The organism is Rothia sp. HMSC062F03, from assembly GCF_001836905.1.
GTDB classification, from domain to species: Bacteria; Actinomycetota; Actinomycetes; order Actinomycetales; family Micrococcaceae; genus Rothia; species Rothia mucilaginosa_A.
This window is the reverse complement of the sequence record NZ_KV830893.1, coordinates 77500-97911: the sequence shown is the minus strand read 5'-3', so window position 1 is coordinate 97911 and position 20412 is coordinate 77500. Positions and strand designations below refer to the sequence as shown.

The following is a 20412-nucleotide window of genomic DNA, read 5'->3' as shown; positions in this document are numbered from 1 at the left end:
CACCGGTAGCGGGTACCGCCCTGATCCGTCAGCAGTCACTCAATTTAGAGGATTCCGAGGTTGTACTTGAGCTCGTAGGGGGTCACCTGCGCCTGGTACAGATCCCAGTCGGCGCGCTTATTGCGCAGGAAGTGGTCGAAGACCTGCTCGCCCAGGACCTCCGCCATGAATTCGGATTCCTCGGTGATGTTAATGGCCTCGCGCAGGGATGCGGGCAGCGGGTTGTAGCCCATCGCGCGACGCTCGGCGTTGGTCATCGCGGCGAGGTCCTCGGTCACGGCGGGCATGAGCGGGTACTCGTTTTCGATACCCTTCAGACCGGCAGCCAGGATCACGGCGTAGGCCAGGTAGGGGTTGGAGGCCGAATCGAGACCGCGGTACTCGATGCGGGCGGACTGCATCTTGTTCGGCTTGTACAGGGGCACGCGCACGAGGGCGGAGCGGTTGTTGTGGCCCCAGGAGACGTAGGAGGGTGCCTCGCCGCCGCCCCAGAGGCGCTTGTAGGAGTTGATGAACTGGTTGGTCACCGAGGTGAACTCGGGGGCGTGCTTGAGGATGCCCGCGATAAAGTGGCGCGCGGTCTTGGACAGCTGGTACTCGGCGCCAGCCTCGAAGAAGGCGTTGGTGTCGCCCTCGAAGAGGGAGAAGTGGGTGTGCATGCCGCTGCCGGCGTACTTGGTGAAGGGCTTGGGCATGAAGGTGGCGTACATGCCCTGCGAGTAGGCGACCTCCTTGACGACGGTGCGGAAGGTCATGACGTTGTCCGCGGTCTGCAGGGCGTCGGCGTGGCGCAGGTCGATTTCGTTCTGGCCGGGGCCGGTTTCGTGGTGGCTGAATTCCACGGAGATGCCGACCTCTTCGAGCATGGTCACGGCCTTGCGGCGGAATTCCTGCACGATGCCGCCGGGGGTGTGGTCGAAGTAGGATTCGTGGTCCACGGGCACGGGGAAGCCGTCGGCGCCGAGCTTGGAGGACTCCAGCAGGTAGAACTCGATTTCGGGCGAGGTGTAGCAGGTGAAGCCCATCTCGGCGGCCTTGTTGAGCACGCGCTTGAGCACACCGCGAGTGTCAGAGGCGCTGACTTCGCCGTCGGGGGTGAGCACATCGCAGAACATGCGGGAGGTGATGTCTTCCTCACCACGCCAGGGCAGAATCTGGAAGGTGGAGGGATCGGGCTGCAGTAGCATGTCGGATTCGTAGACGCGGGAGAAACCCTCGATGGAGGAGCCGTCAAAGCCCAGGCCCTCGTCGAATGCGCTTTCAACCTCGGCGGGTGCGAGCGCGACGGATTTAAGGGTTCCCACCACGTCGGTGAACCAGAGGCGGATAAAGCGGATGTCGCGTTCTTCGATGGTGCGCAGTACGAATTCCTGTTGGCGGTCCATGGGTGGCCTCTCGCTTGGGGTGCCGGTGCGTCGGGGTGCATCCTTGCGGGGCGCGAGCACCGGGTGTCTGTTCCTTGTCTCTCTAGCCTATCGGGTTCGGCGGCGTAAGGGGCGGGCGCGAGGTTTCGTTTGTGTAAATTCTCGTAGCGGGGCTCTCCAGTCAAGGCCCGGTGCCTCGTGCGCTCCCCTCCCCCGTTCGGCCCGTCTCTTCCGGTTTTCCCCTTCGGGGCTCGTCCGAAATACCGGCAAATGACCGTCCGCTCGGTGCCCCCACGTTCCCCTTGCCATAATGGACGTATGCTACATTCCCTTCCTCTCTCTTCAGTCGCGCAGATTCCGCTGGCGGCCGGCATCGTGGGTGCCGATCCCACCGGTTTAGAGTGGCTGTTGCTGGTCGCGGCACCGATTGTTTTCTTCGTCATCTACCTGGCCTGCCTCATGGTGATTGCCGCGTTTGGCCCGCTGGTCATGAGGAACAACAAGTCTGGCGGCACGACCTACCTGCTGGATCGGCCCTCCCGCATCGCGTTTAAGACTCGTACCGTGGCGCTGTTCGCGCTGATTGGTGCGGCCGTGGAGCTCTATTGGCTCGGTTACACGGGTCGCGTCGGGTCAAGCGCCGTGATCCCCATTGTTCTCTTCACCTGGTCGTGGAAGTTTGCGTTCTTCTTCCTGCCCCTTCAGCTGATTCGCTCCTGCTACGTGCAGGCGACGCGCGGCAAGTACGACGCGCTCTCGGCCGAGGGTGCTCAGCGCCGTGAGAAGCTGAACGGGAAAAGCGCCTACGCGGTGTCGAATATGATTCAGCGCAACCCGCAGCAATTCGCGATGAACAAGGAGCTGCATACTCAGGCGCGCGCCCAGAAGATTGCGGCGGTGCGTCCTTTCCAGAATCTTGATGAGGCGGGCAAGAAGCGCCGCACGAACTACACGGTGGAGCTGGCGCTGGCGCAGATGCAGCTGCGCCAGATGAACCCCGGCAAGATTCCCTCGGAGGCCTTTGGTGAGAGCATCCTTGGCATCGGCACACCTGCCTATTCGCCGAAGTCGGTGGAGCAGACCTGGCTGACGCTGTGCACGGAGCGAGTGAACGCGGTGGATGCGCCGAGCTACCCAGATTCTCTGTACCCGGTATCGGCCCGTTTCTCGCTGTTTACCACGATGTCGCTGCTGCAGCCGCTGATGGGCCGCCCCTATTCGCCCTTTGCCGCCGAGGACGCCCGCCGTTTTACCCCGCGCGATTTCTCGGCGAATACCGTGCGCCTGAAGGCCGGGGAGCTGGGCCAGAAGGCCCTGGCGCAGAGCGCGATTTTCCGGCAGATTCACGAGCGCCTTCTGCCGCTGCATCAGCAGCAGCCCCAGCTCGTGGATCGCCGTGCTTTGGCCTATTGTGGTGCCCTACTGCTGAGCGTGGCGAGGGCTGAAGCGGAGAGTCAGCGCTTGACGGCCCAGGTGCTGGCGGCGGTGGCCTCGGAGCGAGGCGTGCTGCCCTACGGTCTGTTCTCGCAGGTAGCCGAAGACTACCAGCGTGTTCAGCGCCTACTGAATCTGATGGTGAAGGCTACGGCCGACGTTCAGCGCTTCGTGAATTCCGTGGACGCCCTCGTGCAGCTTTACGCGCAGTCGGTGCGGCCCTCCGGCATGGCCCACGAGAAGGCGCAGATGGAGTACATCGCCGCCCTTCTGGACGTTATTGTCTTCTCCTCGCACGCCCCGCTGGCCGGTTCGATTCAGGCATCTTACGCCCTGCTGAAGGCAGACTATGAGGCATTTACGTTCAACAGTTCGGATGAGCTGAGCCGCAGCTACTGGCTGCAGTACTCGAAGAACGCGGTGAGCGCCTGCGATAAGGGCCTCTCTCAGGGCTACGAGGGGTTCTTCGGTCCGGAGGATGAAGCGTTGAAGGCGTGGGAATCGTACGCCGCGGACGTGGTGCAGGAGGTCTGCAACTACTCGGTCATGCAGGTCTACTGGGATGCCATGGTGCAGCAGGCGCTCCTTCAGCGCGATTTGCCGCGCGAGTTTGAGGAGGCCGCCCTCGCCATTGCGGAGCTTCTGCGCAAGAACACGAATGCGTCGTTCCCGACCTACTACATCAACCTCATCTGGAACTAGGCGTGGTTCCTGCACGGTGAGCGGTACGCTAGGTTGAGGCCGCGCAGGGTTAGAATAGTCAGCATGACTACTGAGCGTTCTTCCGAGATTTCTTCGCCCTATGCGGCACAGCCTGCCGTTACCTCCGCATCCGCCCCTGCTGCTTCCGGCGCGCAGAAGCCTTTTGACCTCGATGCCGTCAAGAAGGTGCGCACCGTGCACCTGGCGCAGGCGAAGGCGACCGGGCAGAAATTCTCCATGCTGACTTGTTACGACGCTCTGACCGCGCAGGTCTTTGACCGCGCCGGCATCGAGATGCTTCTGGTGGGCGATTCCGCGGCGAACGTGGTGCTCGGTTACGAATCGACCCTGACCATTACCCTGGACGAAATGATTCCGCTGGTCGCAGCGGTTTCTCGCGGTGCCTCCCGCGCCATGGTGGTTGCCGACCTGCCGTTTGGCTCCTACGAGCAGTCGCCGCAGCAGGCCGTGGCGAGCGCGGTTCGCCTCATGAAGGAGGGCGGCGCGCACGCGGTCAAGATTGAGGCGGATGCCTCGATGACCGAGTGGGTTCGCGCCCTGGTGCGTACCGGTATTCCGGTGGTGGCGCATGTTGGTTTCACCCCGCAGTCGGAGCACGCCCTGGGCGGCTTCCGCGTGCAGGGTCGCGGCGAGGCCGCCGAGCGCGTCCTTGCGGATGCCGTTGCTCTGGCTGAGGCCGGCGCGTTCTGCGTGCTCATGGAGATGGTGACCGCGGAGGTTGCGCGCCGCGTGGATGAGGCCGTGGGCGCGGTGCCGACTATCGGCATCGGTGCGTCGAACGTGACGACCGGTCAGGTGCTGGTCTGGCAGGACATGATGGGCCTGCGCGAGGGCCGCGTGCCGCGCTTCGTGAAGCAGTTCGCGCAGATCGGCAAGGTCATGGAGGAGGCCGCCCGCGCCTACCGCGATCAGGTGCGTTCGGGCGAGTTCCCGGCGGCCGAGCACACCTTTGAGTAGGCTTGAGGTTTAGAAAGCTTTAGAAGAAAGACCCCCGTACCCGGTATTTCAGGGTGCGGGGGTCTTCTGCTAGGTGCAAGTACTCGGGACGTTCAAGAACCCGAGCGCTTGAGGGGTGGAGCTGCGTTTTAGAGCAGGCCGCCGTCCTTGTCCCACGCCTCGTTGCGTTCGCGGGCGCGGTCCATGGCGTGTGCCGCCTCCTCGTAGGTTTTGAAGGGGCCCCAGAGGGAGGTCACGGCGCTCTGCTGGCCGCGCTCAACCTCACCGGTGGCGAGGTTGTACCAGTACTCTTCGCCCCGGGGGCTGGTAGCTTCGGTGGCGGCGTTCAGGGTCTTTTCGACTGCCGATTCGATGGCTTCGCCCAGGTGGTTCTTGCTCATGGTGCTCCTTCGACGGTATTGAGTCAGTATGTCTAGCATCTCACACACGTACGCGTGTAGCAACGAAGCAGGGGCGGCCTCACGCACCGCGCTTCCATGGCCTCTCCCGAGTTCCCTGTCCCGGCGCCTACAGCCGTGAAATTTTATTCACAATCTGGGAAAAAGGTACGGGTTTCGGTTCGCCCGATTTTCCGCGTCCCCGCACCGGACAGATACCCCCTAAGCCCGGTAAGATGAAGCTATGTCTTCAACCAAAACGAATACTTCGCACAACCTGCCCGCCGAACCCGGTCACGCACCCGTCGGTTGCCTGACCCCCGGACGCGTCAGCCCGATGCGCCCGGTCCCCTCGCACATTGTTCGCCCCGAGTACGTGGGTAAGCCCACCGCCAACGAGGGTAACGACTCGAACATGTACACCCCCGAGGAAGTTGAGCGGGTCCGCGCCGCCGGCAAGATTGCCGCCGGCGCCATCGTTGAAGCATCCAAGATTTGCGTGCCCGGCACCACCACCGACGAGATTGACGTGCTGGTCCACGAGTACATCTGCGATCACGGCGCCTACCCCTCGACCGTGGATTACCGCGGCTACCCCAAGTCCGTGTGCACCTCCCTGAACGAGGTCATCTGCCACGGTATTCCGGACACCACGGTGTTGGAGGACGGCGATATCCTCAACCTGGATGTGACCGCGTACCTGGACGGCATGCACGGCGATACCAACAAGACCCTGCTCATCGGCAACGTGGACGAGGAGTCCCGACTGCTGGTCGAGCGCACCGAGGAGGCTCTCAACCGCGCGATTAAGGCTGTGAAGCCCGGCCGCCAGGTGAACGTCATCGGCCGCGTCATCGAGAAGTACGCCGCCCGCTTCGGTTACGGTGTTGTCCGCGACTACACCGGTCACGGCGTGGGTCGTGAGTTCCACTCGGGCCTCATCATCCCCCACTACGATGCGGCCCCCGCCTACGACACCGAGATTCGCGAGGGCATGATTTTCACGATCGAGCCCATGCTCACCCTCGGCACCATCCAGTGGGATCTGTGGGATGACGACTGGACCGTCGTCACCCGCGACCGCAAGCGCACCGCCCAGTTTGAGCACACCCTCGTGGTGACCGCCGACGGCGCGGATATCCTGACCCTCCCCTAGGTCAGCCCAGTTCTTTCGGCGAACGCGCCGAATCGATTCATTATCACTCGTTATCACAGACACGTGCCTCCGCGAGCGCGGAGGACAGAAAGGGAAATCATGGCTAACTACGCCGAGCCCGGCGTCATCACCGAGCTGCCCGCCCCCACCCCCAAGGACCTGCAGATTGGTGTGGACATTGGAGGCACCGGCATTAAGGGCGGCATCGTTGACCTGCGCACCGGCGACCTCGTGTCCGACCGCTTCCGCATCGACACCCCCAAGCCCGCAACCCCCGAGGCTGTGGCTGAGGTCGTACGCCGCGTAGTCGATGAGCTGCAGAGCCGCGACCTGGCACCGGATCCCGAGTCGGCCGTCGGCATCGACTTCCCCGCAGTGGTGAAGAACGGCATGGTTTTCTCCGCAGCGAACGTGGACGACTCCTGGATTAACACCGACCTGGAGCAGGTCATGAGCGAGGCGCTGGGCGGCCGCACCGTCTACGGCCTCAACGACGCTGACGCAGCCGGTCTGGCTGAGGCAACCTACGGTCAGGGCCGTAACCGTGACGGCCTGATCGCTGTCATCACCCTGGGTACCGGCATCGGCTCCGCCCTCATCAACGACGGCGTGCTGATCCCCAACACCGAGCTGGGTCACCTGGAGATTGACGGCCACAACGCCGAGTCTCAGGCTTCTGCCCGCGCCCGCGAGGTGCACGAACTGTCCTGGAAGAAGTACGGCAAGCGCCTGTACCGCTACTTCGAGCACGTTCAGATGCTCTTCTCCCCCGACCTGTTCATCATTGGCGGCGGCATCTCCAAGAACCCGGAGAAGTTCATGCCCTACTTTGAGGATCAGATTCGTACCCCCATGGTCATGGCTGCCCTGCGTAACAACGCGGGTATTGTGGGTGCCGCGCTGTGGGCCGGCGGTATGCTGCCCGAGCGTAAGCGCCGCGGCGAGGCGTAAGGTCTCCTCAACCCACCCGCGGCCGCGTCAGCGCCGCGGCGAAGCATAAGAGTTTGCTTCCTGCCATCCGCCTCGGATAGCGCTTCACATACGTACAGAAGGGGCCGCCTTCCGAATCATTCGGAAGGCGGCCCCTTCTGTTGCGTCTCTTGAAGTCTCGGCGCTACTCTGCGCTACGGGTTAATGCGGTCCTCACGCAGACGGGCAATTGCCTCTTCAAAGTCCTCAAGGTTCTCGAAGGCCTGGTACACGCTCGCGAAACGCAGGTAGGCGACCGCGTCCAGCTTCGACAGCGGCTCCAGAATGGTCAGGCCCACCTCGTGAGCGTTAATTTCCGCTAGGCCGCGGGCACGAATCAGCTCCTCGACCTCCTGGGCCAGCTTGGCGAGGTCGTCCTCCCCCACGGGGCGGCCCTGGCAGGCCTTGCGCACGCCGGCGGCAATCTTGGAGCGGTCGAAGGGCTCGGTCACGCCCGAACGCTTAATCACCGAAATGGTGGTGGTTTCGACCGTGGTAAAGCGGCGAGCGCAGGAGGTGCACTGACGGCGGCGGCGAATGGCGGCGCCGTCATCGGTGGTGCGGGAGTCGACAACGCGCGAATCGGTGTGCTTGCAATAGGGGCAGTACATGCGTTTCTCCTTGGCTGGGCGCTCGGTGTGGCGCCCGTATATACAGCGCTCAAGAATATTTATACCCATTCTAACGCGATAGACGGCGGTTGAGCCGAATAGTGACGTTGAATATACGCAAATATACGCTCAGGGTGGACTCCAACGTTTAAGAACGTTCGGAATCCACCCTGAGCGTTGCCCGCCCCTCGCGGAGGTCTTCTTCTTTTAGCGACGAATACAGCTCGGGCCGAAAATCGTCTTGATTTCGCCGAAGAGGCTCGGGTTCGGCTCCACACGCACGCTCGAATCCAGCAGCACCAGCTGTTCCTTATCGCGGGTACGGATGAGCATGCGCACGTCCGCAGTACCCTTGTGGTCGCGCAGAGTCTCCTTCAGCTCGCGCAGCTTCGCCTCGGTCACCAGGTACTCGGGCACCGCAATCGTGATGGGTGCGGCGCGGCCGTCATCGCTGATTTCCAGGATCTGCAGTTCCTGGGCGCTCATGTTCACGCTGCCGTCGTCGCGGCGCTGCACGCGGCCACGAATCGAGCAGATGAGGTCGTCCGCCAGGGCGGCCCCCATCGTCTCGTAGGCGCGGGAGAAGAACATGACCGTGATGGTCGCGCCCGAGGGGTCCTCCAGCTCCACCGAGGCGTACTGGTTACCGCTGGACTTGGCGATGCGGCGCGAAACGCCGGTGAGCATGCCGGCAATCGTGACGGTTTCGCCGTCGCGCACGTGCGAGTCCTCGCTGATGATGTCGTGCACCGAGTGCGAGGCGGCATCCGAGAGGGCGCGCTCCAGGCCGCGCAGCGGGTGGTCCGAAACGTACAGGCCCAGCATATCGCGTTCGAAGTTCAGCTTCTCGCGGCGATCCCATTCGGGCACGTCCGGGATGGTCACGGTCAGCTCGTCGCCCAGGGCGTCGTCCATGCCGAGGGAGCCGAAGAGGTCGAACTGGCCCGCCGCCTCCTTACGCTTGACGGCCACGGCCGCATCCACCGCCGCCTCGTGGATGAGGGACAGCGAGCGGCGGGTGTGGCCCAGGTCGTCGAAGGCACCCGCCTTGATGAGCGATTCGATGGTGCGCTTGTTGCACACCTGTAGCGGCACCTTCTTCAGGAAGTCGTTGAAGGACTCGTAGCGGCCCTTCTCCTCGCGGGCGGCGACCATGCCCTCGACCACGTTCGCGCCCACGTTGCGGATTGCGCCCATGCCGAAGCGGATATCCTCACCCACGGGGGTGAAGGTCAGGGCGGATTCGTTGACGTCCGGGGCGAGCACGGTGATGCCCATGGCGCGGCACTCGTTCAGGTACAGCGCGAGCTTGTCCTTGTTATCGCCCACGCTGGTCAGCAGCGCGGCCATGTACTCCTGCGGGTAGTGCGCCTTCAGGTAGGCCGTCCAGTAAGACACCAGGCCGTATGCGGCGGTGTGCGCCTTGTTGAACGCGTAGTCCGAGAAGGGCAGCAGAATATCCCAGAGGGCCTTCACGGCGCCCTCGGAGTAGCCGTTAGAAATCATGCCGTCGTGGAAGGTGGCGTACTGCTTATCCAGCTCCGCCTTCTTCTTCTTACCCATCGCACGGCGCAGCAGGTCTGCCTCACCGAGCGTGTAGTTCGCGACCTTCTGGGCAATCGCCATCACCTGCTCCTGATACACGATCAGGCCGTAGGTGGTGTCGAGGATGTCCTTGAGCGGCTCGGCCAGCTCGGGGTGAATCGGCTCGATCTCTTGCTTGCCGTTCTTACGCAGCGCGTAGTTGGTGTGCGAGTTCGCACCCATCGGGCCGGGTCGGTAGAGCGCGAGCACTGCCGAAATGTGCTCGAATTCCTCGGGCTCCATGAGCTTGAGCAGCGCGCGCATGGGGCCGCCGTCGAGCTGGAACACGCCGAGGGTGTCGCCTCGGGCCAGCAGACGGTAGGATTCCGGATCGTCCAGCGAGAGGGACTCCAGCTCCAGGTCGATGCCTCGGTTGTTCTTAATGTTCTCGATGGCATCGGAAATAATCGTCAGGTTACGCAGACCCAGGAAGTCCATCTTGATCAGGCCCAGGCCCTCGCAGGTGGGGTAATCGAACTGGGTGATGACCTGGCCGTCAGCCTCGCGGCGCATCACGGGAATCACGTCCACCAGGTTCTTGCTGGACATAATCACGCCCGCGGCGTGCACGCCCCACTGACGCTTCAGGCCCTCCAAGCCCTTCGCGGTTTCGAACACCTGGCCGTAAACCTTATCGACCGGATCCTCGATGAGGGCGCGTAGGTCGGCGGCCTCGGCGTAGCGCTTATCCTCTTCGTTGTACACGTTCGCCAGGGCGATGTTCTTACCCATGACGTCCGGCGGCATCGCCTTGGTCAGGCGCTCGCCCACCGAGTACGGCTGGTCCATCACGCGGGAGGCGTCCTTGAGCGCCTGCTTCGCCTTAATGGTGCCGAAGGTGACGATCTGCGCGACCTTGTCCTCGCCGTATTTATCGGTCACGTAGTCGATGACCTCGCCGCGGCGACGATCGTCGAAGTCCACATCGAAGTCGGGCATGGAGACGCGGTCGGGGTTAAGGAATCGCTCGAAAATCAGGTCGTGGTCGAGCGGGTTCAGCTCGGTGATGCGCATCGCGTACGCCACCATCGAGCCCGCACCCGAACCACGGCCAGGGCCCACGCGAATACCGTTGCGCTTGGCCCAGTTGATGAAGTCCGCCACGACCAGGAAGTAGCCGGGGAAGCCCATGGAGGTAATGACCCCCACCTCGTACTCGGCCTGCTTGCGCACCCTATCGGGAATACCCTGCGGGAATCGGTAGTGCAGGCCCTTCTCGACCTCCTTCACGAACCAGGATTCCTCGTTCTCGCCCTCGGGCACGGGGAAGTTCGGCATGTAGTTTGCCTTGGTGTTGAACTCCACGTTGCAGCGCTCGGCAATTTCGAGGGTGTTCTCGCAGGCGCCGGGAATGTCACCAAAAATGGAGTACATTTCCTCGGGCGAGCGCAGGTAGAAGTTATCCGCGTCGAACTTGAAGCGCTTGGGGTCGGTCAGGGTCGATCCGGACTGCACGCACAGCAGCGCCGCGTGGGCGGTGTGGTCTTCCTGCCGGGTGTAGTGCAGGTCGTTGGTGGCCACGTAAGGCAGGTTCAGCTGCTTGGCCAGGCGGTGCAAATCCTCCTGCACGTTGCGTTCAATGTCGAGGCCGTGGTCCATGACCTCGCAGTAGAAGTTGTCCTTGCCGAAGATATCGCGGAAGTCGCTGGCGGCCTGCAGCGCCTCATCGAACTGGCCCAGGCGCAGGCGGGTCTGAATCTCGCCGGAGGGGCAGCCGGTGGTTGCAATCAGTCCCTTCGAGTAGGTCTGCAGCACCTCGCGGTCCATGCGCGGCTTGTACAGCTGCCCCTCGAGCGAGGCGAGGGAGGAGGCACGGAACAGATTGTGCATGCCCTCGGTGGTTTCAGCCCACATGGTCATGTGGGTGTAGGCGCCACCGCCGGACACGTCATCGCGCGAGCCATCGCCCCAGCGCACGCGGGAGCGGTCGGTGCGGTGCGTGCCGGGGGTCAGGTACGCCTCCACGCCGATGATGGGCTTAATGTCGTGGGCCTTGGCCTGGCGCCAGAAGTCGAAGGCGCCGAAGAGGAAGCCGTGGTCGCTGGTAGCCATGGAACTCATGCCCAGCTCCTTGGCGTAGCTGAAGAGGTCGCCCAGGCGCGCGGCACCGTCCAGCATGGAGTACTCGGTGTGCACGTGCAGGTGCGCAAAGTCTTTGGTTGCCACGGATATCTCCTGAAGGTGTGGGGGGTGTTCCGACCGATTCGTTTGACGGTCGGCGGGGCGGGGCGGTCCCGGGGTAAGCCGTGCGGCCCCGGGGTAAGCCGTGCGGCCCCGGGGTGAGCCGTGCGGTACCGGGGCCCGGACGGCTCTCTTAACTGAGCTAGGTATGCGGTACCTACCCGAGCTGCACGCGGCCCTCGCGCAGGGCGTCAAGCGCGTAGGCCAAATCCAGCGGGTACTCGCTGGTGAAGCTCATGCGCTCACCGGTGGCAGGGTGGTCGAAGCTGAGGCGGTGGGCGTGCAACCACTGGCGGGTCAGGCCCAGCTCGGCGCTGAAGCGCGGGTCGGCGCCGTAGGTCAGGTCGCCGCAGCAGGGGTGACGCATCGCCGAGAAGTGCACGCGAATCTGGTGGGTTCGTCCGGTCTCCAGGTGCACCTCCACGAGGGAGGCCGGGCCGAAGGCCTCGATGACGTCGTAGTGGGTGATGGAGTTACGGCCGCCCTCAACCACCGCGAACTTCCATTCGTTGCCGGGGTGACGGCCAATCGGCGCGTCAATCGTGCCGCGCAGCGGATCGGGCAGGCCCTGCACCAGCGTGTGGTAAATCTTGTCGACCGTGCGTTCCTTGAAGGCGCGCTTGAGCTCAGTGTAGGCGCGCTCGCTGCGGGCCACGACCATCAGGCCGCTCGTGCCCACGTCCAGGCGGTGCACGATGCCCTGGCGTTCGGCCGCGCCAGAGGTAGCCACGGAGACGCCCTCCCCCATCAGCGCGGAAATCACGGTGGGGCCGTGCCAGCCGGGTGAGGGGTGCGCCGCCACGCCGGCGGGCTTATCCACCACGACGATATCGTCGTCCAGGTACACGATGCCGAAGCCGTCCACCTTCTCGGGGCGGATGTCCGCCAGATCGCGCGGCGCGGGGGCGTCCACGACGACCAAATCTCCGGCGGAGAGCTTGTAGGATTTGCCGACCTTCACGGCACGCCCACCGTTGGTGATGCTCACGTGCCCGTCGCGAATCCACCCGGAGGTGCGGGTGCGGGGCGCATCGAGGGCTCCGGCGAGGGCAGCGTCCAGGCGCATGCCGGCCAGGGCGTCCTCAACGGTGAATTCGGCGCTGATGCGCTCCGCGGTGGTTTCCTCGCTCATGATTCTCTCCTCGCGCTGCGGTCTGTGCTGTGGTTTATGCTGTGGGTTGGCGGTCTGTGCTGTACGTCGTGACGTACCGTTAGGCGTCGGTGTTCTCGCCGTCGGCTTCCGCGCTCTTTAGGGTCTTAGCCTTCTTCGAGGCGCTCTCCTGCGGAGCCTTCGTGCCGTTGAGGTTCAGGCCCATGAAGTTTAGGAGCACGACGAGCGCCATGCACACGCAAATCGCCGAGTCCGCAACGTTGAAGATGGCGAAGTTCGGTACCGAGATGAAGTCAACCACGTGCCCGGAACCGAAGCCGGGCTCGCGGAAGAGGCGGTCAAAGAGGTTGCCGCAGATGCCGCCGAGCAGCCCGCCCAACGCGAGGGTCCAGGACAGTGAGCGCGTGCGCCGCAACAGGTAGAGCACCACAATCGCGGCGGCCACCATGACGAGGGTAAAAATCCAGGTCACGTTCTCGCCCATGCTGAACGCGGCCCCCGAGTTGCGAATCGAGTACCACCACAGCAGCCCGTCGATCACGGTGATGCGCTCCCCCAGCTGCATCTGGGTAACGACCAGGTACTTGGTGCCCTGGTCGATGGCGAACACGACGGCGGCGAGCACCAGGGCGCTCAACCAGGCGGTGCGTCCGCTCAGGATGCGCGATGCGCGGCCGGTGCTCTCGGTAGCGGTTTCCGCGGTGCGTACGGGGGCCGAGGATTCAGCGTGATTCGGGGTGGTGGGCAAGGCTCTCCTCGGGTCGTGTGAATAGTGGCGACGGTAGCGGGGCGGTCCCGCGACGACGTGCTACGGTGCCCCTCTAGCTTAGCAAATGAGGGGAAATTCTCGTGCCCCGCTCGTCGCCTCGCGAACGGGGTCCACGGGGTTTCCGAGCCCTCCCGAGAGCGCAAAATACCGCCCGGTTCCTTATCCGCGGCTTAGGCTGAACCCGTCAGAACGGGCCGATAAGAATCCGGACGGTAGCGCCCCTCGGCGGGGTCGCGCGGTGCTTTAGGCGGAAGCCTCGATGGACTTAAGGTTCTTCAGCTCCTCCACCTGGTTGTTCAGGTGGTCCAGCAGCTTGGTGCGGTAACGGCTCTCGAAGCCGCGCAGTGCCTCCACGGCAATCTCCAGCTCTTCCTTCTCGTCGGTCAGGCGGGCCAGGACCTCTTCGCGCTGCTGGCGAGCCTCGCTCACGAGGGCGTCGGCCTTCTTCTCTGCCTCGTCCAACAGCTCGGCCTTGGCCTTTTCGCCCTGGGCCACGTAGTCGTCGTGCACCTTCTGGGCCATGGCCAGCAGGGCTGCGGCGTCCTGGGCGCCGGCGGCGGAGGGAGCCTCCTGGGAGACGGCGGCGGCCGGGGATGCGGGAGCCGAGGCGGAGAGCTGCTCCACCTGGCGCTCCAGGGCGTCGCGCTCGGAGTACAGGGCACGCAGCTCAACGACGAGCTCGTCCAGGAAGTCGTCGACCTCGTTGCGGTCGTAACCGGACTCCTCGGTCACGATCTTAAAGCTCTTCGTAATCAGGTCTTCGGGGGTGATGGCCATGTGGCTTCTCCTCTAGTACGGGTTGGGTTCGAAGTTGAGTGCGCCGATGGGGCAACCCGGCGGGAGCGTTCGGCCCCCGCATCGGGCGCGGTGTGCCGCATCGCGCAGACAGTCGTTGGCATCCATTTTACTATCATTGGACCTCGGCTCCGGGGTTTCTGTCGTACAGACAACAAAATATGCGCATGGCGCAACGGCCCCGGCCCCCGCTCCCCCGGAGCGTTTGCGCACGTCCGTGGCCCGTTAAGCGCGTGTATCCCGTTAAACGTGTGCGCCCCGCGGAATGTTGAGTAACATTCCGCGGGGCGCATCCAGGCTCCGGTCGTTAGGAGAATCGGGCGGTCAGGCTCATCATGGGGCCCAACAGCATCGAGACGACCACAATCAGGATCAGAAAACCGGTATCCAGCGCGACGTTGCCCACGCGCACCGGGGGAATCACTCGGCGCAGCTTCTCCATGGGCCAGTCCGTCACAGCGTAAACGGCGCTTGCGCACAGCAGGGCAATCCCCTTGGGACGCCAGCCGGGTGCGAACATGCGTACCCAGTCGAAGAGCATGCGCAGCAGCATGAAGACGTAGAACAGGTACAGCGCAATCGTCACGAGAGCGAAAAGATAACCCATTAATCAGTCCTTAGCCCTGGTCGAAGGGGAATTCACCCTCGGAGTTGAAGTCTGCGGTGTTCTCGGAGTTGGCGACGCCCAGCACCTCGAGGTTGGAGGGGGTCAGCAGGAAGACCTTCGAGGTCACGCGCTCGATGCGACCCTCCAGCGCGAAGGCCAGACCGGAGGCGAAGTCCACCAGGCGCTTGGCGTCGGCGTCCGGCATTTCCTCGACGTTCATAATCACGGGGATGTTCTCGCGGAACGCCTCACCGATAATCTTTGCGTCATTGTAGGAGCGGGGGTGGATAGTGGTGATACGACGCAATTCGTCCTCTTCTTCCTCGTAACCGTAGGTGTATCCGTTGGTCTCTTCGGGCTCGTAGCCCTGGTCGTAGTAGCCGTCGTTCGAGTAGGTGTCGGCGTACTGCTCGGTGTATTCGGTGTTCGGCACCGGGGCGTCCTCCCAATGGTCTGCGGGTTCGCTCGCGGGCTCGTGCCGGGGCTCATCGCCTCGGCGATCCTCGCGGGGTTCCTCCGCCTCGTCTGTGGTTTCGGGTGTGTACGGGTGTGCGACTGCGGGCGCACCGTGCTTGGATGCGGTGTGCTCCCCCAGCGAGCGGTCTCGCGCGGCGCGGTCGTCGGCTCGAGGCTCTTCGGCGCGGGCCTCTACACGGTGGGCCTCCGCGCGGTGGTGCTCCCCGCCGCGACCCGACTGCTCGTGGGAGCGGGGCTCCTCGGGCGCGGTATCCGCGGTGTTGGAGTCCTGGGCGTCAGAGTCCTTGGCGTTGTAGGGCTCCAGGCCGAGGAAACCCGCCAGGCGGCTTTGCTTCGGCATGTTTCTCTCGCTTCGCTAGGGTACAGGGACAGGCTACTGAACGCGGGCGGCCGCCTGTTGCGGCGGTGCCTCTCGAGGAGCACCGCGGGCGGGCCCCTCGTTCAGAAGGTTCGGTCGCACGTCAAAACGTCGTGCACCGGCATGTATATATTACCAGCGTACGGGCTCTTCCAGCCGGTAGAACAGCGTCCGGCTTCTCACAGCGCGGCATATCCGCCCGCCGCTTTAGCGTGCGGGGCGTCGGCCCATGATGTCGCTGCCCACGCGCACGCAGGTGGAGCCCCAGCGAACAGCCGCCTCCAGGTCGCCGCTCATGCCCGCCGAGATTTCGGTCGCGTGCGGCAGGTGCTCGCGCAGTCGGGCCGCCAGTCCGTAAAGCTTCTCGAAAGCGGCGTCCGGGTCCGCGTCCAGGGGTGCCACCGCCATTACGCCGGCGCACCGCAGGTTCGCGTGGTTCTCGATGCGTTCGGCCAGCTCCAGAAGCTCCGAGGCGCTCGTACCGCCTCGCGCTCCCTCGGCGGCGTGGCCGGCCGTCGCCTCCTCGGCCAGGGAGACCTGCACCAGGCAGTCCAGACCGCCGTTTTCCAGGGCCGCGGGGGCCGGCGCCTCCCCCGCCTCGTAGCGGGTCAGCTGGTTCGCGTAGGCCTTCGCCAGCGCATCGGCCAGGGAGGGGCGGTCCACCGAGTGAACGCTGGAGGCGTACTTCACCACGGACTTCGCCTTGTTGGTCTGCAGCTGGCCGATAAACGCCCAGTGCGGGGGTTGTACCGCACGCTGCTCGCAGTAGGCGACCAGCTCGCGGGCCTTCGCGCTGGCCTCCTGGTCGCGGTTCTCGCCGAAGAGGGTCACGCCGCCGTCCAGCAGGGCCGCCGCGTCGGAGGCAGGGAAGAACTTGGTCACCGTCACCAGGTGCACGGGCGCGCTCTGCTCGGTGCGCACCCCGCTGCGGTCCTGCTCCGCCGCTCGAATTCGCTCGAGTACCCGGCGGTAGTTCTGCAGCAGCTGCTCGGCGCGCTCGGGAGTGTACTTCAAATCCTGCGCTTCGACGTTCACGTCAGGTCCCTTCAGTTCAGACATTTTGTTCTCCTTCAGCGACTCTATTCGGCGGGTTCCGCCAGCTTCTCAACCCACACCAGGCCCGCGATGCGCCCGGGCTTCTCGCCGCGATTCGTAAACCCGCGGTGCGAGTACACGCTCGGTTCCTCGTACGTGCAGCGGGCGCACTCCGTGGATACCTCCACTCCGGCGGCCTCCAGCACCGCGCGAGCGCCGGCCGGCAGGTCCAGACCCGGGGTGTTCGCGCCCGTCACCGAGTGAACCTGCGGGATCAGCTCGGTCGATTCGGCTCGCATCGCCTCGGGCACCTCGTAGCAGGCACCGCAGATGCTCGGACCCAGCCACGCGGTGATGTGCGCAGCGCCCAGCTCCCGCATGCGCGCCACGGTGGTCTGCAGTACCCCGTCCAGCAGGCCGCGGCGGCCCGCGTGAGCCACCGCCAAAACGGGCACGGTCTTCTCACCCTCGACGGAACCGACCAGCACCACGGGGATGCAATCGGCCACCATAATCGCCAGCGGGCGACCCTCGACGCTCACCGCGGCATCGGCCACGGGGGCCAGCTTCGCGATGGCGCGGGCGCGCTCGACGGTGCGTTCTGCGGGGGTGCCCGGCGCGTAGGAGGCCGGGGCGTAGTCCTCGGGGCGGGCCACCTCAACGCCGTGCACCTGGTTCAGGTAGAAGAACGGCCCCGCACCCAGCGCCTCCTCGAGCGCCGCACGGTGGTTGAGGGTGCGCACCATGGAGGCATCCACGCCACCACCCAGCTCGTCGTCCACGTGCAGGCCCAGGTTCCCCGCCTCGCGGGAGGTAAACCCCACCCGCACGCGCCAGGGACCCAGGATGCGGGTGTCGGCGGTGGCCAGCAGCGGAGTTTTAGGGGCGTTGCTCATCATTATGTCTTTCTCGGGGCTGTACGGGGTGCTCGGAGCGAAAGCGGGTAGAGCGAAGGGGAGCTGAGAACAGTTGGACTATTCTCAGCTCCCCTCCATCAAAACCCTACGGGGCGGCGTGCTGACGCACGCGGCGCGACTACTTCAGGAAGTCGGGGACGTCCAGGGTGTCGCGGCGAGCCGGTGCTTCCTCAACGACCGGGGGCAGATCAACGTCGAAGCCAGCGGCGCCGGTGGAAGCCGGAGCGGCGGCGGGAGCGTTGAAGCCGTAGCCGTTAGAAGCCGGAGCGGCAGCGTTCGAGCCGCCGAAGGAGCCCTGTGCACGCTGGGGCTGAGCGGAAGCCGAAGCGTTCGAGTTGGTCTCGGGGTTCACGGCGTCAAAGCCAGCGGCAATCACGGTCACGCGAGCCTCGTCACCCAGGGCATCATCAATGACGGCACCGAAGATGATGTTGGCGTCGGGGTGAGCCACTTCCTGAACCAGGCGTGCAGCCTCGTTGATCTCGAACAGACCCAGGTCGGAACCACCCTGAATCGACAGCAGCACGCCGTGCGCACCGTCGATGGATGCTTCCAGCAGCGGGGAGGCGATAGCCAGCTCGGCTGCCTTCACGGCGCGGTCCTCACCCGAGGCCGAGCCGATACCCATCAGAGCCGAACCGGCACCCTGCATCACGGACTTAACGTCTGCGAAGTCAAGGTTAATCAGGCCCGGGGTGGTAATCAGGTCGGTAATGCCCTGAACACCGGAGAGCAGCACCTGGTCGGCGGACTTGAAGGCGTCCAGCATCGACACGTTGCGGTCCGAAATCGACAGCAGTCGGTCGTTCGGGATCACAATCAGGGTGTCGACCTCGTCGCGCAGAGCGGCAATACCGGTCTCAGCCTGGTTGGAGCGACGACGACCCTCGAAGGTGAAGGGGCGGGTCACGACACCGATGGTCAGAGCGCCCAGGGAGCGGGCGATGCGTGCCACGACGGGTGCGCCACCGGTACCGGTGCCACCACCCTCACCAGCGGTCACGAAGACCATATCTGCGCCCTTGAGGACTTCCTCAATTTCCTGCGAGTGATCCTCGGCTGCCTGACGGCCAACCTCGGGGTTTGCGCCCGCGCCAAGACCGCGGGTCAGCTCACGACCGACGTCCAGCTTGACGTCTGCATCGGACATGAGCAGAGCCTGGGCGTCAGTGTTAATAGCAATGAACTCAACGCCGCGCAGGCCAACCTCAATCATTCGGTTGACTGCGTTGACGCCACCGCCGCCGATACCAACGACCTTGATGACTGCCAAGTAGTTCTGGGGAGTTCCAGCGTCCATGTAATCCTCGATTGTTCCGTGTTCCAGCTTCGGAAGACCCCCAGCTCAATCTAAGCCTAAAGGTTTCCTCTAAAGAATGACTTTATCTGTTAGGATACCAAACTGTTTTTGGTGGTTCCTAGCTACACAGCGCAATTACCCCCTCTTTTTGCGGAATTCACACAAAAAGGGGAGGGAAAGCGCCCATTGGTAGTTCCCCTAACGGGTCACCGGTACGCGCGGGGCCGACACGTCATAGACGGTCACCTTCTGCGCCTGGGCACCTGAAGAGGCTTCTTCCTGAGCCCGTTGAGCTACCGCCTGGCGGAGCGACAGAAGCACCTTAGCCTTCAGCTCGCTCTCCTGGGCGGTACCCCACTGCACCGTCGTATTATCCCGCAGCGTGAGGGTAATACTCGAGGTTGAGGTCGCGCTCGCTTCCTTTACCTGAGCCAGAAGCTCAGCCGGCATCGCTGACAAGGCCGTCGAAATCGTGCGGAACTCATCCGAATGCTGCGGGTCATCACCATTCAATCGTACCAGGGGAACCGAGGTGCTCGGCTCGGAGGAAGACTCCATCAGGCTCACCCCGTCGGTGTCCACTGTATGGTAGGTCTCCCCCACCTTGACGATTGCAATGGCGGCGCGTTCCTTCAGGGTCACCACCAGCTCGTGCGGCGGGCGGCTCTCCACCTGAACGCTGCGAAGCACATTGTCCTGACCAATCAGCTCGCGCACGCGCTTCTCGTCGATGCGTGTCAGCGGAACCCCGCGCAGGGGCTCCAGCTTCTGCTCCACCTGGGTGGTTTCCAGCAGGGAGGCACCGCGTACCGTGATGGTCTGAGTGGCCAGCAGGGGCGAGAAGAAGACCAGCACCACGTACAGCACCGCCACGAGGGCCAGCGCAATCGCCGTGTACAGCAGCTTGCGGGCCCGGGTGAGCGGGGTGCGCTCCTTGCGCGGACGCTCCTCGGCACGCAGGCCGTCCAAGCCGGGATCCTTCAGGATGCGCTCGTGCTGCGCCTCCCGGCGCTCGCGCTCGCGTTCCTTCTCGATCTCGGCGGCGCGCTGTCGTTCTCGCTCCACGCGCCAGCGGCCGAAGCGGCTTGCGGGGCGGGCCTGCTCGGCGGGCTCTGCGGGCTCGGTCTCAGCGGAATCGTCCCCCGCCGACGGGGAGTCGGCGGAAGTCTTCCGCTCGGAAGAAGCATCACCGTCGCCGGTCTTTTCGGCCCGGTCGGCGCCCTTTTCGGTCTTCTCGCCGTGCTTATCGCGGGGCTTCTCCCCCGCCGCGTCCTTCGCATTTTCAGTCCGCGCGCTTTCAGCCTGCGCCGACCGACCGGATGCCTTCTCGGTCTCCTTGGGAGAATCTTCGAAGGCCTCCACGTCGAAGAGCTCCTGCGAACCGGAGGTAGCCGCGGGCACGCGACGAATCGCGCCGTCCACAAGGGCCACGCTCTCGGCACGAGCCGGGCTGGTGGGGCGAATCGTAGCCCCCGAGGGGCGACGACCCACGGTGGAGGCAGTGCCCGAGTGAGAACCAGAAGAGGTCTGAGACTCAGACCCGTGAGATTTCTTCTGCTCGGGGACACCGGCCGCGGGGACACCGGCCGCGGGGGTCTGCGCGTCAGCGGTGGGCTGCGCCTCCGCCGTGTGCTGAGCCACAGGCTGTTCCTGCGCAAGCTCCCGGGCGCGCCGACGAGCACGCGAG

Annotated in this window: 17 protein-coding genes; 4 read left to right on the top strand and 13 right to left on the bottom strand. The window is 64.5% G+C overall.

Annotation, left to right across the window (positions count from 1 at the left end; all coding sequences use genetic code 11):
• Window positions 1-44: 44 nt before the first annotated feature.
• Complete coding sequence (gene glnA, locus HMPREF2674_RS07600) at window positions 45-1385, bottom strand: type I glutamate--ammonia ligase (protein WP_049332678.1); 1341 nt, start codon at window positions 1383-1385, stop codon at window positions 45-47.
• A gap of 297 nt (window positions 1386-1682) precedes the next feature.
• Here glnA and HMPREF2674_RS07595 point away from each other — a divergent pair, with 297 nt between their 5' ends.
• Window positions 1683-3500 carry a geranylgeranyl pyrophosphate synthase gene (locus tag HMPREF2674_RS07595; protein WP_070825330.1) on the top strand — a complete coding sequence of 606 codons (1818 nt, stop codon included), beginning with the start codon at window positions 1683-1685 and terminating at the stop codon, window positions 3498-3500.
• Window positions 3501-3563: 63 nt separating this feature from the next.
• Window positions 3564-4478: a 3-methyl-2-oxobutanoate hydroxymethyltransferase gene (gene panB / locus HMPREF2674_RS07590; protein ID WP_070825329.1), complete on the top strand. Its 915-nt coding sequence runs from the start codon at window positions 3564-3566 to the stop codon at window positions 4476-4478.
• Between the two features lie 128 nt (window positions 4479-4606).
• On the opposite strand, the gene HMPREF2674_RS07585 is transcribed toward panB, so the two are convergent.
• Window positions 4607-4858 carry a hypothetical protein gene (locus HMPREF2674_RS07585; protein ID WP_080974937.1) on the bottom strand — a complete coding sequence of 84 codons (252 nt, stop codon included), beginning with the start codon at window positions 4856-4858 and terminating at the stop codon, window positions 4607-4609.
• 241 nt (window positions 4859-5099) lie between these two features.
• Between HMPREF2674_RS07585 and map the strand changes: the two genes are divergently transcribed.
• Both map and ppgK read left to right on the top strand, forming a co-directional pair.
• Entirely contained in the window at window positions 5100-6011 is a 912-nt protein-coding gene (gene map / locus HMPREF2674_RS07580) for a type I methionyl aminopeptidase (protein WP_070825328.1), read from the top strand.
• 99 nt (window positions 6012-6110) lie between these two features.
• Complete coding sequence (ppgK, locus tag HMPREF2674_RS07575) at window positions 6111-6962, top strand: polyphosphate--glucose phosphotransferase (protein WP_049332673.1); 852 nt, start codon at window positions 6111-6113, stop codon at window positions 6960-6962.
• Between the two features lie 173 nt (window positions 6963-7135).
• On the opposite strand, the gene nrdR is transcribed toward ppgK, so the two are convergent.
• The 11 genes from nrdR to HMPREF2674_RS07520 form a co-directional block, all read right to left on the bottom strand.
• A complete protein-coding gene (gene nrdR, locus HMPREF2674_RS07570; RefSeq protein ID WP_049332672.1) occupies window positions 7136-7591 on the bottom strand; it encodes a transcriptional regulator NrdR in 456 nt (151 codons plus the stop codon).
• Window positions 7592-7798: 207 nt separating this feature from the next.
• The gene (gene dnaE, locus HMPREF2674_RS07565; RefSeq protein ID WP_049332671.1) at window positions 7799-11341 is read right to left on the bottom strand and encodes a DNA polymerase III subunit alpha; all 3543 of its coding nucleotides are present in this window, start codon (window positions 11339-11341) and stop codon (window positions 7799-7801) included.
• Window positions 11342-11513: 172 nt separating this feature from the next.
• Window positions 11514-12488, bottom strand: coding sequence for an RluA family pseudouridine synthase (locus HMPREF2674_RS07560; protein WP_070825327.1), 975 nt, complete (start codon window positions 12486-12488; stop codon window positions 11514-11516).
• Between the two features lie 79 nt (window positions 12489-12567).
• Window positions 12568-13215: a signal peptidase II gene (gene lspA, locus HMPREF2674_RS07555; protein WP_070825326.1), complete on the bottom strand. Its 648-nt coding sequence runs from the start codon at window positions 13213-13215 to the stop codon at window positions 12568-12570.
• Between the two features lie 264 nt (window positions 13216-13479).
• Window positions 13480-14013 carry a DivIVA domain-containing protein gene (locus tag HMPREF2674_RS07550; RefSeq protein WP_070825325.1) on the bottom strand — a complete coding sequence of 178 codons (534 nt, stop codon included), beginning with the start codon at window positions 14011-14013 and terminating at the stop codon, window positions 13480-13482.
• Between the two features lie 325 nt (window positions 14014-14338).
• Entirely contained in the window at window positions 14339-14638 is a 300-nt protein-coding gene (locus HMPREF2674_RS07545) for a YggT family protein (RefSeq protein ID WP_049332665.1), read from the bottom strand.
• A 10-nt stretch (window positions 14639-14648) separates the two neighbouring features.
• The gene (locus HMPREF2674_RS09680) at window positions 14649-15455 is read right to left on the bottom strand and encodes a cell division protein SepF (protein ID WP_049332663.1); all 807 of its coding nucleotides are present in this window, start codon (window positions 15453-15455) and stop codon (window positions 14649-14651) included.
• 225 nt (window positions 15456-15680) lie between these two features.
• Window positions 15681-16532 (bottom strand): YggS family pyridoxal phosphate-dependent enzyme, encoded by an 852-nt coding sequence (locus HMPREF2674_RS07535; RefSeq protein WP_049332660.1) that lies wholly within the window; start codon window positions 16530-16532, stop codon window positions 15681-15683.
• Between the two features lie 20 nt (window positions 16533-16552).
• Entirely contained in the window at window positions 16553-17404 is an 852-nt protein-coding gene (locus HMPREF2674_RS07530; RefSeq protein ID WP_070825339.1) for a purine nucleoside phosphorylase YfiH/LACC1 family protein, read from the bottom strand.
• Between the two features lie 139 nt (window positions 17405-17543).
• A complete protein-coding gene (ftsZ, locus tag HMPREF2674_RS07525) occupies window positions 17544-18725 on the bottom strand; it encodes a cell division protein FtsZ (RefSeq protein WP_049332658.1) in 1182 nt (393 codons plus the stop codon).
• A 198-nt stretch (window positions 18726-18923) separates the two neighbouring features.
• Entirely contained in the window at window positions 18924-20366 is a 1443-nt protein-coding gene (locus HMPREF2674_RS07520; protein ID WP_246826199.1) for a cell division protein FtsQ/DivIB, read from the bottom strand.
• Window positions 20367-20412: the final 46 nt, after the last annotated feature.